The organism is Streptomyces cinnabarinus (assembly GCF_027270315.1).
In the GTDB taxonomy this organism is placed as follows: Bacteria; Actinomycetota; Actinomycetes; order Streptomycetales; family Streptomycetaceae; genus Streptomyces; species Streptomyces cinnabarinus.
Map to the genome: position 1 here is coordinate 6,371,691 of NZ_CP114413.1, position 15,598 is coordinate 6,387,288.

Genomic DNA, 15,598 nt, shown 5'->3' on the forward strand with positions numbered 1-15,598 from the left:
GGTTCCTGTTGTTGATCGAAAAGGCGGAGCCAGGCGGCTCCGTCGGCCAGGTGATTGGTCAGCCGCGCGGGTGGGCCTGGGCCCGGGCGGTGGCCCGCAGGCGGGGCATCTGGACGGTGAGGGGGCCGTCGTCGTCGGCGGTCAGGCGGTGCCGGTGGGCCCAGGTATTCAGCAGGGGCGAGAGCGAGTGGCACGAGAGCGGGGCGTGACCGCTGAGGTTGGCGCTACGGCAGGTCCACAGGTTCCACAGCTGGGGTGTGCCGGAGAAGCGGCGGCTGCGCTGGGTGAGTCGGTGCAGCAGGAGGTAGAAGTCGCCGGCGCTGTTCAGCGGGTTGTGCCCCTCGCCGCGGACCGCCCACCGGAACGGGGCGTTGCCCTGCTTAGCGCGCTGGTCGAGTCGGAGGACGACGGCGCCGTTGTCCACCGTGTGCCGGGCGAGCAGTCCGGCGGTCTCGGTGACCCGCAGTCCGCCGAGGGCCATGGCCAGCACGAACAGCGGGGCCGCGTCGGCCAGGGTGAGGAAGAGCTGCCGGGCGGTGTCCTGCTTGCGCTGCCCGTGAACGTGGGGGATGCGGCCGGTGCGGTGCATGACGTCCAGCAGCCGGGCGGCGGCCTGGTCCTTCTCACTGAGCGTGTGCGGCGCGGCATGGAACGCGGCCAAGAGCTGCTCGGAGGAGGCGAGGCGGGCGACGGTCCGGGCTGCGTCTGCGCGGGCGGCCTGGAGCAGCGCGGTGTATTCGCGGTGGGAGTACAGCTGCAGCGCCTTCCGGGGCGGCTGTGGCCCGGTGACCGTCCGGGGTGTCTTGATCAGGTCCCACACGGCGGGGTGGAGGGAGCCGTAGGGGGCGTCGTGCAGCAGGCGGCACAGCTGGGCGACTTCATGTCGGATACCCGCCGCGCTCCGGGTGGCTCCCTCGACGTCCCGGTAGGTGTACAGGTGCTCGGGGCTCACATCGCCGAGGCAGCTCAGCGGCTGGTCCTGCATGCTCAGGAAGGCTAGGAAGCGGCGGATGGTGCCGAAGTAGCCGTCCGCGCAGGCGAGCGTGTACACGCTGCCCGTGGCTGGTGCGAGGCGTGCCTGCAAGGCATCGGCCAGCGGCGCGTGCAGCGGCGGGCATGGCAACGCCGCGAAGTCGTAGGTGCGTTCCTGTCCGACAGCCGGCTGGAAGCGGATCACAGGGCTGCTCGTGGGCTCGGACATGAAGAGCCTTTCCGTCGGGGCGGCAAAAGCCGCAGATGGGATGAGTGGTTCGGTCAAGGTCGCCGGATGGGCTGGGTGTCAGCTGTGGCCGTGCTGTGGGTCACCGGGGGCAGGGACGATGACCGACAGGTGGGCGCGGGTGCCGTTGCTGTTGCGCATGGGCTTGTAGGTGGCCGGGCCGCAGGCGGCGGACTGCTGGAGGGCAGCGACCAGGGCGCGGACGGCGCGGTCGTCGCCGATGAGCCGGACGTCGACCGGCTGGGCGCTGCCGGGGGCCGAAGAGACGGCGGGGGTGCGGGAGTTCACGGTGTTCTCCATCCGGGGTCAGTGGTCGGGATGAGGTCGAGGACGGCCTGGTGCCCGGCGGCGGTCAGCCCGAGGCGGTGGCCGCTGAGCGGCTCGGACTGGTAGAGGCGGTGCTGGCCGTCGGCCCAGTCGCGCAGGAGTTGCTGGGCGCTGGGGATGTCGGTGTCGAGTGCGTCGGCGATCTGCTGCCAGATGGCGCTGCGGAGTCGGGCGTCGTGGACGAGCGAGCCGCGGTAGTGGCCCAGCTCGGTGCGGATGGCCTCGCCGAGGGCGAGGCAGGCCAGGGCGTCGGTGGGGCCGTGCCGTTTGGGGTCGTGGCGGCTGAGCAGGAATGCCAGGGAGTGATCAGCCCGGCGGTTCTCCATCCACGCGATGGGCGTGGTGATCGGCACGTCGCCGGGGCGGGTGATGGGCTGGAGCGACATCCACGTCGCGTACGCGGTGTCGGTGGAGGCGTGGTCGGTCACGGGTTCCTCGCAGCAGGGACGGGGCTTGGTGGAGCCGGGGATGGTGGGCCGGTAAGCCGGGCGGTCACGGCTGGCCCGGACATGGGTCCGGGGCCGCTGAAACCGGCCGGAGGCGGGGGTGGGGCGGATCGGCCTGCGCAACCTGTCGTCGCAGGTCAGGTCCTGTACGGCGGCCTGCCGCCAGCCTGCCGGTGGTGTGCCGGGGCGGCAGGCCGCGGGCAGGTCACGAGAACGCCTGCAGAGCCGCTTTGACGTCGGCCAGGAGGTAGCCGGTGGGCTCTCCGGGCAGGTGACGCAGCCGGGTGGAGGACAGCTCCACGCCGGCGTCGGTGAGGGCCTTGCGGAGGTGGCGGCCGATCATGGCGAGCCGGTCGGCGCGGTCGTCCCACCGGCTCCACCGTTCCGCGTCGTCGGCGATCAGGTCCTCGGCGAGCTGGGCGACGGTCAGCGCGTCGGGGTCCTGCTCGGCGCGGAAGGCCTCGCGCAGGGTGAGCAGGATGGCGGGCGGCTCGGGCGGCAGCGCGCTGTCGGCGCGGCAGCGGGTGAGCAGGTCCTGGTAGGGCTGCCCCAGCCAGGCCTCGGTGAGGGTGTGGGTCAGGTCGGGCAGCCCGGCGGCAGCGCGTTCGGCGCCGAGGTGGGCGGCCTGGGCGTCGGTGACCTCGCGGACCTGGTAGCGGATGGGCCGGTTGGGCATGCCGGGCAGGCCCTGGGCGTAGATCTGGCCGGCGTCGTTGACCTGGGTGTGGGTGGCGGCCTGCAGGAGGTCGGCGCGGTAGCCCTCGGCGATGGCGCCGCCGCCGAGGAGTTCGGTGACATCCACGCGGCGGCAGGCGCCCAGCAGGCGGGCGGAGAGCTTGGGGCCGATGGCCTGGCCGAGGTAGTCGCGGGTGCCGAACTGGCTGCCGGCCTCGAACCAGACGGCCTCCTTGCGGCCGAGCAGCAGAGCGCGCACCAGTTTCGCCTTGGCCTCGTCGCTCAGCTGCGGCCACTCGTCGACGAACACCACGATGGCCGGGTGCTCTTCGCTGACGCGCCACTTGTTGCCCCAGCCGTAGCGGGCGCGCTGGCGGGCGCGGGCCGAGCACAGGGCCAGCAGGAAGTCCAGGACATCCTCGATCTGCTCGTCGTCCATGCACGCCGACAGCGTGATCGCCTCGCCCAGGGCACCGACGCCGGTGCCGACGGGGTCGAGGTTGAACGCCACGGCGTCCCGGCAGGCGGTGACGGCCTCGGCGAGCGCGAGCATCACGCCGGACTTGCCGCCGCCGGAGTCGGCGACCATCAGCAGCATCAGCCCGGCCAGGGAGAAGACGAGTGGCGTGCCGTCCATGGCCACGCCGAAGTCGGCCGCGTCCACGATCGACATCGACAGCGGCGGCCGGTACGGCAGCGGTCCGACCACTTCCGGGGCGAACGGATCGCGCAGCAGCGCGCGGACGAACGCGCTGTCCCCGGCCTCCGGGTCGCCCTCGATCAGCAGACCGTTGCGGCGCAGCCGCAGCCGGGTGATCAGGGCCTTGTAGACGTCGTCCTTGTTCAGCTCGTCCGTGCTGCCGGTCGCGAACCGCAGGTAGAACGACCAGCCCCACGGCTCCTCGACCGCCTTGGCTACCTCGGCCAGGTCCCGGCCCTCGGCGCGGACGGCCCCGGCGAGTACCGCGGCGGCCTGCTCCGACGTGCGAGCGTCGGCGAGCGAGCTGGGACCCTGTTCATCGGTGGCGGTGGTCTCGGCGCCGTCGGCCGGGCCCTGTCCGGCGGGCGCATCCGGGCCGTCGGCGGTGGAACGGGGTTCGGCGAGCTGGCAGTCGGCGGGTGCGTCGAGTTCCGGGATGAGCAGCTCGGCGGGGACCGGCCGTGCGGTGAGCGGGATCGGGTGGCGGCTCAGCCACCAGCCGCCGCCGAGCAGGGCCGGGCCGATGATCAGCGCGGACACGGGCGCCGTGACGGTGACCGTGACCAGGGCGCCGAGGGCGGGCACCACGACGCAGGTGAACCGCACGGCGCCGCGTGTCCCGCGCCACCGGCTGATCTGCTCGGCGGTGGGCTGGTTCGGGGTGAACGGCATGGCGTTGAGGACGGCCAGGCCGTTGCGGCGGCGGTCGGCCTCGGTCCCGAGGTCGCGCAGCCGGTTCTTCTCCGGACTCGACAGGCCGTCCTCGGCCGCCTTGTCCACCAGCTTGGACATCTGCTTGAGCGTGGTGTTCCGGGCGGTCACGGCGTCGTCGCGGCGCTCGGTGAAGTGGTCGAACTGCTTCTTGACGATGCGGCGGCGGATCTCGTCGCCGGTCATGTAGCGCAGCGCGGCCCAGTGCCCGGTCAGGGCCCAGGCGTTGCGCAGACCGGGCAGGGTGCGGGCTGCGGTGAAGCGGGCGGCGGTGGCCGCCGCGTGGGCGATGCGCCGGGCCACACGGCGTCCGGCTGCCGCCAAGGCCGGTCCGGCGTCCGGCTGCGGTTCATCGTCGTCGACGAACTCGCCTTCATAGACGATGACTTCGGGCAGGAGGCCACTGTCGTCGTGGCTGGTCATGGCGGGGTACTCCAGAAAAGGCGCGGGGAGGGCAAGAACGGGAGAAAAGGGGCCGCAGATTCCCGCGGCAGGGGAGTGTGAGAGAGCCGACAGATCAGCCGCCGAAGACGTACAGGCCGATGTTGTTGCCGGTCAGCGTGGTGGCGCTGACGATCCACCCCATGAAGCCGAGGCTGGTGCCGTAGCAGACGGCCACGAGCGTGCCGCCGACCATTTCCTTCCAGTCCTTGGGCTTGCCCCGGGCCGCGATGAGCTTGATGACGTACCAGGTGATCCCGGTCAGGCCGATGGCCGCGCCGCCCGCGGAGACCGGGGTGACCGCGGTGCGGGGCGGGTTGGCGGTCACCGTCGCTCCGGCGGTCTTGTCCACGGCCTGCTGCCCGGCGACGTTCATCCCGTGGCGCAGGGCACCGGCGATCTCGCCGAGGAAGCCGCCGGAGTTCACGGTGATCAGCAGCATGAAGAAGCCGACCAGGAACACCGTCTTCTTGTTGCGCAGCAGCTTGTACTTGAACCCGGCGATGATCGCGACGGTGGCGACGGCGCCGAAGACCAGGGCGCCGAAACCGGCGTTGGCGGGGGAGTTGTCGAACATGGTCAGGAAGCTCCAGTCAGGAAGTGGGTGGCAGCGCGCCAGGAGACGATCAGGACGCCGATTCCGGCGGCCCACAGCGCGGGGCGGGTGATGATCCAGCCGCGGGGCGAGCGCACGAGGCGCACGAGGCCCCGGCCGGTGAGGGCCAGCGCCTTCCAGGCCAGTTCGCAGACGAAGCCGGGGAAGCCCGGGACGAGCTGGCCGAGGAAGACGGCGCCGGTGCCGGCGAGGACGAAGCCGAGAGGGGTCAGGACGGGGGCGGTGATGCCGCCGCTGCTGATGCTGTCCGCGACCCAGCGGGCGGCGGTCGTGCCGCCGACGGGCAGGAAGCTGACCACCGCGATGGACAGCAGGTTGCGGACGGGCTGCAGCCGTCCCCAGTCCGGGTCGTTGCCGCCGCCGTCCCGGCCGGGCACCTGCTCGGCGACGGCCGCGGTGACGTCCGCCCAGCTCACCGTCTCGGCCATGGCCACCGCTGGGTCCTGGCCGACGGCCTCGGCCAGGTCCGGGGTGATGACGGGCGGCGGCGGGGGCGGCTGGTCGCCGGTCACCGCGCACCGCACCGCGCTCAGCGAGCGCAGCGGGCAGCCGGAGGCCACCGGGCAGACGGAGCAGCAGCCCACCGGGGTCGGCTCCGCCCCCTGCCCGTCGGCCCACCACGGCTCGCCGGCGTTGTTCTTGTTCATCGGGGCCATTGCACGGCCTCCCCGAGCAGGGCCAGCAGCCGATCGCGCACCTTGATCTCGTCTGCGTCCGGCTCGGGGCTGGCCAGCGCCTCGGGCTGCCAGCTCTCGGGCAGCGGCGGCACCAGGGGCAGCGGGCGGCGGGACCGGCGGCGGGGAAGGACCAGCCGGACGGCGGGTCGGTGGGAACGTCGGAAGAACATCAGGCCCCCTCTTCCGTGGCGGGCACCGTGGCCGGCTGGTCCGGGAGGGTCTTTTTCACCGCACGGATCTGGTTGCGGACCCACTCGGCGTCCGCCTTGAATTCGCGGCCGAGCTCGGTGGGCGACGGCGTCTGGCCGTCGGCGAGCAGAGCGGTGATCCGTTCGCGCACCGCATCGCGCAGCTCCTCGCGCCCGGTACCACGCGACGTGCGGTCACCGCTTCCCCGAGAGGCCCGGCGTCCGGTACGGCGCTGACGGCTGCCGCCCGCCGCACCGGACTCGGCACCGCCGGTAGCGGAGGCGGTGTTACCGGTTGCGGCCCCGGCGCCGTTACCGCTCGCGCTACCGGTAGCCGGTGCGGAGTTACCGCTACCGGTAGCCGGGCCTTCACCGGTCCCGTTACCGGTGCCGGTACCAGGCGGCAGCGCGGGCGGCGCGGCAGCCGCCGTGACCGGCTCCGGCTGCTCCTCCGGCACCGGGGAGGAGGCCGGTGCGGCAGCAGTGGCGGGGTGGTCACGCAGTGCGTGAACCCGCCACAGCACGAACGGTCCGATGGAGACGACGAGGGCGACCAGCCACCAGGTGGGCCTGACGTCGTCACCGGTGCCGGTGACGCCGAACAGCCCGGCCTCGGCGAGGTGGACCAGCACGTTCGCGATCACCATCAGGCTGATCGCGGTGAACGTGTCGCGGTGACGCCGGAAGGCGGCGACCACGTACACGTCGATCGCGATCGGCAGGAGCGGTGCCACCAGGAGCGGAAAGCCGACCAGCACGGCCAGCGACCATTCGCCCGACGCGGTCAGTCCGATCGCGGCGAACAGGGCGAACGTCGGCAGCTTCTTCGTCAGCTTCTCGCCGCGCTCCTTACGCTGCTCGGCCTCGGCGTGGGCCCGCTCCAGCAGTCCGTCCGCCTCGCCCTTCTCTCGGCGGGCCTGGGCCAGGGCCGTGTCCGCCTTCTGGCCGGTGTCCTCGGCCTGCCGCTGGGCATCGTTCACCAGGGCCTCGGCCCGGCGCCGGGCGTCCTCCAGCAGCCGGGCGGCCTCCGCCTCGGTTGCCTGGCGGAAGAACTCGGCGTCCTGTTCACGGCGGCGGGCGCGGGCATCGGCCTGCCCCCGCAGCGTCTCGGCTTCCTGCTCGATGCGGCGCAGCTCCTCCTGTCCGGTCTCCCGGACCCGCGCGGCCGTCGTACGGGCGTCGGCCAGGAGCTCCTCGGCCGCCTCGCGGGCCTGGTCCAGGACCGTCCGGCCAGCGGCAATCTGCTTCTCGGCTGCCTGGTGCGACTGCTCGGCATGCAGGTCGGCGACGAGTTTGCGCTGCTGGGCGCCCTCGGCGTCGGCCTCGGCCTGGGCGGCGGCGGTGGCCGCCTCCCGTCGCAACGTCTGTGCCTCACGGCGGGCGCCGGCCAGCAGGTCGGTCGCCTCGGCGTGGGCCGCCTCCAGGACATCGGCGGCCGTCGGCTCCGGGACGGAGGTGTCGATGAGGAGGTGGGCGCGGTGCGCGCCCGGGATGTTCAGTACGCGGTCGTGCTCGATCACCGGGGTTCTTCTTCCTGCTGGGTCCAGGTGGCGGCCAGACGGTCGGCGGCCCGGGCCGCATCCGACCTGCTCAGGGCCTGCTTGATACGTGCGGTGGCCTGCTGGGCTGCGGTGGCGTCCTGCCGGGCCTGCTCGGCCCGGCCGATGGCCGCCTGCCAGGTGCGCACGCGGCTCACGAGAACCACCCCCGGCGCCCTCCGCGGCCTTCCTGCCGCTCGCGCTCCTTGTCGGCCCACTTCCAGCCGTCGCGGTCGGCCTTGACGACGCTTCGGTGGTGGCTCTGGCGGCGCCGCGCGGCCTTCTCGGTTTCCTTGCGCTGCCGCTTCTCGGTGGCCGACTCCTTGCCCGCGTAGGTGGTGGCGGCCATCTGGCGGTCGTTGCCGATGAGTCCGAAGAACGCCATCACGCACCTCCGCTCGTCAGGGCGGTGATGTGGATGGTGGACAGGCCGCAGATGCCGCGGGCCTCCAGGTAGTCGCCGCTGGGCCGCAGCCCGGGCGCGTGGATCGCCTGGGCGAGAGTGGCGATGAGCGGGGCGGGCAGCGGGCGGCCGACATGGACGGCGACATCGGCGTCCAGCGGGGCGGCGTCGCTGATCAGGTCGAGCAGGTGCGCGACCAGGTCAGCGTCGTCCAGCACGGTGCCGGTGGACGGAGCCGGCGGGACGGCGGCCGGGATGGTGGCGGCGAGCAGCCGGGCCAGACCGGCCCGCAGCTGCAGGATCGCCATCACCAGCGAGTCGGCGTCCATCTCCTTCAGCGGCAGCACGATGGCCTCGGACAGCAGGTCGCGGGCGCTCTCCGCGGCCTCCACCCGGCGCGCGGCCGGGGACGCGGCGGACAGGCCGTTCCACGCCATCCGCATGTAGTCGACCAGCTCCGGGAACGCCGGCTGCGACAACTCCCGCGCGGACCAGGGAAGCTCGCGCTTCTGCGCGTTCACGCCGCGCCTCCGTTCCCAGCGGTCTGGCGGGCCCGGAACATCTGGCGCCGCTCCTCCTGGCGCACCCCGCCGAAGACCCCGTTGATCCGGGTGAGCTCCGATTGGGCCAGGTCCCGCTCCAGGCACACCGCGCGGACGGCCGCCGGGCACACAGCGCACACCGCCAGCGCCGACCGCTCGCCCTTGTTGGGCTGCTGGTCCAACTCGGACGGGCGGGCGAAGAAGATCTGCGTGTCCAGACCCGTGCACGCGGCCCGGGCCCGGCCCTCCTCGTCCACGGGCGACGCACCGAACGGCAGTCGCAGTAACGAACTGGGCGAACGCCGTACCACGGCGGCAGGCACACTCGTAGGCTTGGGCATGCGGAAGTCACTCCTCGAATCGGGTGGGCTTTCCGCGCGAGGACCCCTGAGATCGGTCGAAGGAGATCAGGGGTCCTTTTGCGCGTTCCGGGCAAGGCAGAGCTACGGACGCAGGGCAAAACAGCCCCAACATCCCGCCGACTTCACTAGCGAAGTTGGTGAGATCGACCGTAGGCGGAGATCGGCAACCCCGTCAAGAGTTCACTAGTGAAGTTGTGGTGACTTGCCTAGTGAAGGTGCTCTACGCTGAGCCCATGACGGCAAAGGACCCGAGGCCGCGCGGAGCGCAGCGGATCGCCGACGATCTCAGAGCGGAGATCGAATCCGGCGCCATCGAGCCGGGAGAAAAGCTCCCGACCACGCGCGAGCTGGTGGCGAAGTACGAGGTGACGGGCGAGACCGTGCGCCAGGCGATCCTTCGGCTGAAGAACGCCGGACTGGTCACCAGCCGACAGGGCGGCGGCGTCTACGCCCGCGACCGACCACCGCTCAAGCGGCTCGGGATCCAGCGCTACGACAAGGCGAAATGGCGCGACAACGACGAGGTGGCGTTCATCGCCGATCGGGTCGCCTCGGGCCGCGAGTACAACCGCACCGACCAGACCCAGACCGTCAGCCGGGTGCCGGCCACCCGCGAGATCGCCGCCGCCCTGGGCATCCCGGAGGGCTCCGAGGTCTACGCACGCGCCCGTCTGGTGAAGGAGAAGGGCCAGCCCACTCACACCCTGACCAGCTACTACCGGCCCAGCCACGTCGAGGGAACCCGGCTGGTCGACCCCGCCCCCGGCCCGGCCGGGAAGGGCGGGGGCTTCCGCGTGTTCTACGAACTCGGCCTGGAACCCGACCACATGACCGAGGAACTGCGGGCCCGCATGCCCACCCCCGCCGAGACAGAGCAGCTTGAGCTGCCACCCGGCGAACCGGTCGTGATCCTCAAACGCACCACCTACACCGCCGACGAGACCGTGATCGAGTACGCCCTCGGCGTCCATGCCGCCAGCCGCTTCAGCTGGAGCTACAGCTTCCAGATGCCCGACTCCGCCCGAGACCAGGCCGAAAGGCAGGAACCATGACCAGTGAAGGAAAGCCCCGCACGCTCGACGTGGTCGAACTGACCGCACCCGGCGACGTGCCGTCCGCCGACGTGGCCGAGATGGCCCACCGCCGCCGGCGCCACCAGGACCGCCTCGCAGGCACCGTCCGCGGCCTGCCCCCCGAGGAGACCGTCACCGCGGACGGCTCCGACGTGATCGCCGCCCTGGTCCTGGGCACCGCGATCACCGTACAGCTCGAAGACGAGCAGCCACCCCTGATGCGCCAGGCCCTGCAGCACGGCCGCACCTGGAGCGAGATTGCCACAGCCACGGGATTCACCGTCGAACAGGTCCGCGCCGCCTACACCTCCTGGGCGGACACCCTCGGCGAGAACGACCGCGCGGAGGCCCTCGGCTTGGCCGGGTGACAGCCGCCCGCTATATACGCCGGTGCCCCGTGAAGCGCGTCTTCACGGGGCACCGGCGTATACGGGCAGGTCAGCGGGGCAAGAGGCGGCTGTCGAAGCCGCTGTCGGCCAGTCGTTTGAAAGCTGCGGCCACGTCCTCGGGGACATCCTGGGGGATCGTGAAGCCCTGCTTGGGGTACTCCATGAGCCGCTGCAGCGCGCCCACAAGCATGTCGATGACCAGCTTCGCGTCCCCGATACCCTCGGCATACTCTGTGAGGCCTACCGGTTCCGAGGCGCACACCACCTCGACCTCGGGCCACATCTTCTTGAATGTCGCGTACGAGCGGCGCTCCTCGTACGGCTTGCACACCACCAGTACCGACTCCGGGACGAGCCCGGCCTCGGCCAGCACTTGGCGGGAGAAGACGGCGTTCTGCCCGGTATTCGCCGCCTTCGGCTCCACCAGCACCGCCCCCTCCGGCACTCCGAGTTCGAGTGCGTGCTCGCGGTAGTGCACGGCCTCGCCACGCGGGAAGCGCGCCTTGGTCGTCGGGCTGTTGCCGCCGGTGAACACCATCACCGGGAACAGGCCCTGCCGGTAGAGGTCCACGGTGTGCGAAGCGACGCCCAGATCGTGGCTGCCCAGGCCGATCCCCGCCGAGCACGGCCGAAGCTCGTGGTGCATCTGGTGGTAGTCCCAGATCAGCTCCCCATCCCGCCACTCCTGGGCGGAGATCACGCGCGGCACTCCTTCGGCGTTGTCTGCCACGACACGACTCCCTGATCGTTTGCTGCTGCCGGCGCGCTGCATCCTGCTGTCGAGGCATGACCGGCGGCCCGCCCGCCTCGCCTGCAAACTATCTTGTCGCGGGGTGCCATTCATCCGCGCGGGTGCCGCAGGTGCCCCGGCCATTCGTCCGTCGACTTCGCTGAACCGGCTGTATTTGCAGGTCAGGGGCGGCAGACTGGGATCTCGGACCACCGTGAGCGGGAGGACAGCCGGTGCCGTACGACCCCACCCCCCTGTCACGGGACGCCGTGAAAACCCTGCGCGAGATCGCCCGGGATCTCGAAAGCGGCAAGGCCGAGTACGACAGCCCCCGCAGCGCAGCCCGCGTCCTGCGCGACCTTCACGAGCTCGTCGAACACCTGCCCCAGATCCTGCTGCAGACGTCCGCTGCAGTGGACCGGATGGCGCGTGACCGGGACGATGCCACCACAGTCGCCCGCTTTATCGGCGAGGCTGCCACGACCGCCACGAACCTCACCGACCAGCTCCGCAAAGCACACGAAGCCGCCCAGGACGTACGGGCTCGCTGACGCGCTCACCGGAGCACCGAGACGCCGGGACGTTCTGCAATCCGTCTGTGCTCAGCGGCATGTGCAGGCGGACCGGCTAAGGGCCCTGCCAGGCAGGTCGCGGGTCCAGTCAGCGAGCTTCCTCTGAATCGGTACGACGTGCCTCAATCCAACGACGCAGCAGCGGCAGCAAGATGTTGGGAACGGCGGACTTGACCATGCAGTCGGAAGCTCCCGATTCGATCGCCGCGTCCCGATTAATCTGCATTGCCGTGGCAGTCACCGCGATGATTGCTAGTCCGGCGAACGCAGGCATGCGACGGATCGCTGTGATTGTTGCCAAGCCGTTCGTCTCGGGTGTCGCGATGTCGATCAGGGAAACCGCCACGTCGTCTTCCTGCTTCAGAACTTCGATTGCCTCGCGACCGTTCTCGGCGTACAGCACGTTCAGTCCGCACTCCTCCAGGACGGCGGTGATCATAAAGAGGTGGCGGATGTCGTCGTCAACAATTAGCACTTTCTCACCGCTGAATCGGATATCCAAGCGGGGCTCTGTCCCTGCTGGCTGCTCCAGATCACCCCATCGATCAGGGCCGGAATTTTCGGGGCTGCGTGGCGCGAAGAGCGCGGATACATCGTCGTGAGCTTCTGCCAGGGCGAAGGTACGCGGTGGCAGTTTGCTCGGGCGCAGCGGCAGGTAGATGGTGAAGTTGGAGCCGCGTCCCGGCTCGCTCTGTGCATGGATCCCACCGCCGAGCAGCCGCACGACCTCCCGCGCGATAGACAGGCCCAGGCCCGTACCGCCGTACGTTCGGCTGATCACGTCGCCCGCCTGCGTGAACGCCTCAAAAATCACCGGCAGCTTGTCGGCCGCGATCCCGATACCGGTGTCAGTCACGGAGAACGCGACCAGTTCCGCATCGGGGTGGGCCACCGAACCGGCCTCCAGCAGTTGCTCCCGTATGGCCATCGGGACATCCGGGCCGGCGGGCCGGATGACCAATCCCACCGATCCGGACTCGGTGAACTTCACCGCGTTGAACAGCAGCTCGCGTACCGCCTGCAGCAGCCGCTGCTCATCGGTGAGGAGTGTGTCCGGAAGGACGGACGCGACGCGCACGGTGAAGGCAAGCTTCTTCTCTGTGGTAAGCGGTCGGAACCTGGCCTCAAGGCTGTGGGCGAGCTGCGCAAGCGACGCGCTTGTGGCCGTGACATCCATCTTGCCCGATTCGGCCATCGACAGGTCGAGGACGTCGTTGATCAGCTGAAGGATATCTCTGCCGGTCGAGAGGATCGTCTGGGCGAATTCGAGTTGCTTCGGCGAGAGATTTCCCTCTGAATTTTCGGTGAGCAACTTGGCCAGAATTAAGAGGGAGTTGAGGGGGGTCCGTAGTTCGTGCGACATATTGGCGATGAACTCGGACTTGAACCGCATAGAGACAGCTAGCTGCTCAGCGCGATCCTCCAGGACCTCGCGTGCCATCTCGATTGCCGTGTACCTTGCTTCGATGTCACGGTTTCGCTGTGCAAGAATTTCGGCCTGCTCCTCCAGCCTGGTATTGGATTCATGTAGGTACCTCTGCCGCACTTCCAGTTCGGCCGACCGTTCACGGAGCTGCTCGGTGAGTTCCTGGGATTCGCTCAGCAGTTGTTGGGTCTTCTGCTGTTCGAGAATGACTACACTGCTGAGCTCGATGAGATCGGCGACTCCGTGAGGGATGTCAGGTTGGCGTTCATCCAGCCATCGCTGCGCCTCGGCCAGTCGGGTGGCGGACAACAGATCTCCGTCTCGAGCACGTTCTTCCATCATCGTCAGCCATTGCTGGAAGTCCGCGTCTTCTTCAACCCACGCGGACAGCCTGCTCCACTCGCGGATCAGGGCCTCGTGGGCGATCTCGGCCGTCTCGGGGCCATCAGATCCCAGGATGACCAGACGGCGGTCCGGGTCCGCGAGCAGTTGGGCGATATACCAGTCATTCCCGAGATAGGAACGATCTGCCGTAACGCGGACAGCGCTGGAAGATCCACCACGGGCGCGAATCATGGAAAGGAGTACACGACGGACGCGTTGTTCGTCCAAGCGGAGCTGGTGCCGTAGCCATTCGTAGGCCTTCTCCGCATGCTGGTTCAGTGCTCCGGATACGCCTCCGAGGCCGCGATAGCTGTCGAAGGTGATCTGGCGCTCGCGCTGCAAGGGCCACAGCTCGGTCAGGGTGAACTCCAGCAGTGGCAGGCTTCCCGCTGCCTTGCTGGCCTCGGAAGCGATCTCTTCGGCCAGCCCTGGGCTGAAGACCACGCCGGCAAGCTGCGCAGGCTCCACGATCACGCGTGTCAGTGCCGCCTCGTCCAGCGGAGAGACGTTCAACTGCCGGTCCTGTAGCCGGGGACCGATATCAGGTAGTTCCAGCAAATCAGGAAGAAAATCGGCGCGCAGTGTGCAGACCAGACGGACGTTCGCATCCTGCGCTGTGTCCGGGGGCGGGAACAGATGCTGCAGGAATCCCAGCGCCTTCTCCGTGTCCGGACTCGCGCTCAACACTTCCTCGAACTGATCCCCGACGAGAGCCAGACGCTTGCCCGTCAGCAGCGCCACCCGTGAAGCCACCGGCCAGAATCCGTCTTTTCGCAGGACCTGGGCGCGGTGGTCCAGCTGCTCAAGAGAATGGTTTGCTCCAGGATGCTCAAGATCCAGCAGGGCCCGGGCAACCGATTCGTACGGGGTTACCCCCGGTCGGAAGAAGGCCACGCTCCACCCGTCGGCCGAGAGTGCGGGCTGCAGACCTGCCGCAACAAGGGAGGACTTGCCTACCCCGGAAGGACCTGTGACCACAACGAGTGGCTGCCCTTTGACCATGTCCCGGAGCCGTTTGACCTCACGCTCGCGTCCCACGAACACGCCGGCCTGAGCGTCCGCGGCCGTGAACGCCTGAAGTCCTCGGTACGGACAAGGTGGCAGCACCAACCGGCCCAGAGCCTCGGGCCATACCGCCGCCGCTTCCGACAGCGGTATCGCATAGGCATCTTGCGCTGCGCCTCCCCTGCTAGCAATTGCGAGCATTCCCACTGCTGCGTCGCCCCAGCGATCCGTCGCCACGACCGGCGAGCCGCTGTACCCGGGCTGAGCTCGCAAAGCTGCCTCGGCGCGGGCGTCGAGCTGGATCAAGCCACCGCCGACCGCTCCCCGAATGGTGCAAGTGGCCCAAGCACCCTTGTCTCGCCGGTCGGGGGTGCTTGGATAGCCGAACACCGACACTTGCGCGTCTTGGGCCTGGCCTATGCGCGCGTCGACCAACCGCGCTGGCCCTGCGCCGACCGGCAGCGTGTCTCCGCCGACAACCACCAAGCCGGCTACATCACGTCCGGATCCGCTTGATCCTTCAGGCGGATCCCATGCCGCCACCCGGCAGATGCGCAGCGGTGCACCGTCAACATCGCCGAGCAGCACGAACTCGACCTGAACGCGTGAGCCGTCGTCAGGGCGTTCACGGTGGTGCTTGTCGCGGCCGAGCGCCGCATTGACGACGTGTGCGCACGTGACGATGTACCGGTCCCCGACAACGAACCCGAGGCCGACGGGAGCCCCTGAGGCTGGTGACCGGATCGCTACGATGAAACCCTCCCGCCGGGCGTGCACCTGGATCAGGAGTTCTTCCAGACCACCCGGACGGCGAAGTTCACCTCTGTTGTTCCCTTGGCGATGATCACGCCGCTTTCGCCGCCGATCTTCAGCCCGAACTGGATCTCCATCTCATCCGGCTTGAGTTCTCGGACCGTCTCAGAGACCTGCGACAAGGCTGGCCTCACACGGTCCAGTGCTTCACGGAGCGACGTTTGGGCGCGTGCCACCAGGCCATCGTCCGCTGCAAGTTCCAGATCCGAGCCCCCCAAGCCGGGCTCAACCTCGAAGACGGCGGTGCCTTCGCCGTCCCCGTCCACCGCCATCATGACGAACTCCGTCACAGTGCCCCCTAGCGCCCCGCCGGCCCCAGGCCGTGGGGTCGGCAACGATTCTTCCCATCCTGTGCTACCGG

At 69.7% G+C, this 15,598-nt stretch carries 17 protein-coding genes and 2 pseudogenes; 3 read left to right on the plus strand and 16 right to left on the minus strand.

Going from position 1 to position 15,598, the window contains the following annotated elements; all coding sequences use genetic code 11:
* Positions 1–58: 58 nt before the first annotated feature.
* From STRCI_RS29005 to STRCI_RS29060, 12 genes are all read right to left on the minus strand, one after another.
* The gene (locus STRCI_RS29005; protein ID WP_269661899.1) at positions 59–1,201 is read right to left on the minus strand and encodes a hypothetical protein; all 1,143 of its coding nucleotides are present in this window, start codon (positions 1,199–1,201) and stop codon (positions 59–61) included.
* A 78-nt stretch (positions 1,202–1,279) separates the two neighbouring features.
* Positions 1,280–1,507, minus strand: coding sequence for a hypothetical protein (locus tag STRCI_RS29010; RefSeq protein WP_269661900.1), 228 nt, complete (start codon positions 1,505–1,507; stop codon positions 1,280–1,282).
* Positions 1,504–1,974 carry a hypothetical protein gene (locus STRCI_RS29015; RefSeq protein ID WP_269661901.1) on the minus strand — a complete coding sequence of 157 codons (471 nt, stop codon included), beginning with the start codon at positions 1,972–1,974 and terminating at the stop codon, positions 1,504–1,506. The genes STRCI_RS29010 and STRCI_RS29015 overlap by 4 nt, the downstream gene beginning before the upstream one ends.
* A 223-nt stretch (positions 1,975–2,197) precedes the next feature.
* The gene (locus STRCI_RS29020) at positions 2,198–4,501 is read right to left on the minus strand and encodes a hypothetical protein (protein ID WP_269661902.1); all 2,304 of its coding nucleotides are present in this window, start codon (positions 4,499–4,501) and stop codon (positions 2,198–2,200) included.
* Positions 4,502–4,595: 94 nt separating this feature from the next.
* Positions 4,596–5,096, minus strand: a complete 501-nt coding sequence (locus tag STRCI_RS29025) for a hypothetical protein (protein WP_210960319.1) — start codon at positions 5,094–5,096, stop codon at positions 4,596–4,598.
* Between the two features lie 2 nt (positions 5,097–5,098).
* Entirely contained in the window at positions 5,099–5,782 is a 684-nt protein-coding gene (locus STRCI_RS29030; protein WP_269661903.1) for a hypothetical protein, read from the minus strand.
* A complete protein-coding gene (locus STRCI_RS29035) occupies positions 5,779–5,982 on the minus strand; it encodes a hypothetical protein (protein ID WP_269661904.1) in 204 nt (67 codons plus the stop codon). The genes STRCI_RS29030 and STRCI_RS29035 overlap by 4 nt, the downstream gene beginning before the upstream one ends.
* Positions 5,982–7,520: a hypothetical protein gene (locus tag STRCI_RS29040; protein WP_269661905.1), complete on the minus strand. Its 1,539-nt coding sequence runs from the start codon at positions 7,518–7,520 to the stop codon at positions 5,982–5,984. Before STRCI_RS29040 ends, STRCI_RS29035 begins: the two co-directional genes overlap by 1 nt.
* Entirely contained in the window at positions 7,517–7,696 is a 180-nt protein-coding gene (locus tag STRCI_RS29045; protein WP_269661906.1) for a hypothetical protein, read from the minus strand. Before STRCI_RS29045 ends, STRCI_RS29040 begins: the two co-directional genes overlap by 4 nt.
* Positions 7,693–7,923 (minus strand): hypothetical protein, encoded by a 231-nt coding sequence (locus STRCI_RS29050; protein WP_210960324.1) that lies wholly within the window; start codon positions 7,921–7,923, stop codon positions 7,693–7,695. Before STRCI_RS29050 ends, STRCI_RS29045 begins: the two co-directional genes overlap by 4 nt.
* Positions 7,923–8,462 carry a hypothetical protein gene (locus tag STRCI_RS29055; RefSeq protein WP_269661907.1) on the minus strand — a complete coding sequence of 180 codons (540 nt, stop codon included), beginning with the start codon at positions 8,460–8,462 and terminating at the stop codon, positions 7,923–7,925. Before STRCI_RS29055 ends, STRCI_RS29050 begins: the two co-directional genes overlap by 1 nt.
* Entirely contained in the window at positions 8,459–8,824 is a 366-nt protein-coding gene (locus STRCI_RS29060) for a WhiB family transcriptional regulator (protein WP_269661908.1), read from the minus strand. Before STRCI_RS29060 ends, STRCI_RS29055 begins: the two co-directional genes overlap by 4 nt.
* 254 nt (positions 8,825–9,078) lie before the next feature.
* On the opposite strand from STRCI_RS29060, the gene STRCI_RS29065 reads away from it, so the two are divergent.
* Both STRCI_RS29065 and STRCI_RS29070 read left to right on the plus strand, forming a co-directional pair.
* A complete protein-coding gene (locus tag STRCI_RS29065) occupies positions 9,079–9,897 on the plus strand; it encodes a GntR family transcriptional regulator (RefSeq protein WP_269661909.1) in 819 nt (272 codons plus the stop codon).
* Positions 9,894–10,286 carry a hypothetical protein gene (locus STRCI_RS29070; RefSeq protein WP_269661910.1) on the plus strand — a complete coding sequence of 131 codons (393 nt, stop codon included), beginning with the start codon at positions 9,894–9,896 and terminating at the stop codon, positions 10,284–10,286. The genes STRCI_RS29065 and STRCI_RS29070 overlap by 4 nt, the downstream gene beginning before the upstream one ends.
* Before the next feature lie 70 nt (positions 10,287–10,356).
* Here STRCI_RS29070 and STRCI_RS29075 read toward each other — a convergent pair whose 3' ends face one another.
* Entirely contained in the window at positions 10,357–11,037 is a 681-nt protein-coding gene (locus STRCI_RS29075; protein ID WP_269661911.1) for a YdcF family protein, read from the minus strand.
* Positions 11,038–11,270: 233 nt separating this feature from the next.
* Between STRCI_RS29075 and STRCI_RS29080 the strand changes: the two genes are divergently transcribed.
* Complete coding sequence (locus tag STRCI_RS29080) at positions 11,271–11,588, plus strand: hypothetical protein (protein ID WP_269661912.1); 318 nt, start codon at positions 11,271–11,273, stop codon at positions 11,586–11,588.
* A gap of 109 nt (positions 11,589–11,697) precedes the next feature.
* Here STRCI_RS29080 and STRCI_RS29085 read toward each other — a convergent pair.
* The 3 genes and pseudogenes from STRCI_RS29085 to STRCI_RS29095 all read right to left on the minus strand — a co-directional run.
* Positions 11,698–13,356, minus strand: a pseudogene (locus STRCI_RS29085) (ATP-binding response regulator); the annotation flags it as partial.
* 60 nt (positions 13,357–13,416) lie between these two features.
* Positions 13,417–15,201, minus strand: a pseudogene (locus STRCI_RS43400) (serine protease); the annotation flags it as partial.
* A 5-nt stretch (positions 15,202–15,206) separates the two neighbouring features.
* Positions 15,207–15,527 carry a CU044_2847 family protein gene (locus STRCI_RS29095; protein ID WP_215211110.1) on the minus strand — a complete coding sequence of 107 codons (321 nt, stop codon included), beginning with the start codon at positions 15,525–15,527 and terminating at the stop codon, positions 15,207–15,209.
* Between the last annotated feature and the right edge of the window lie 71 nt (positions 15,528–15,598).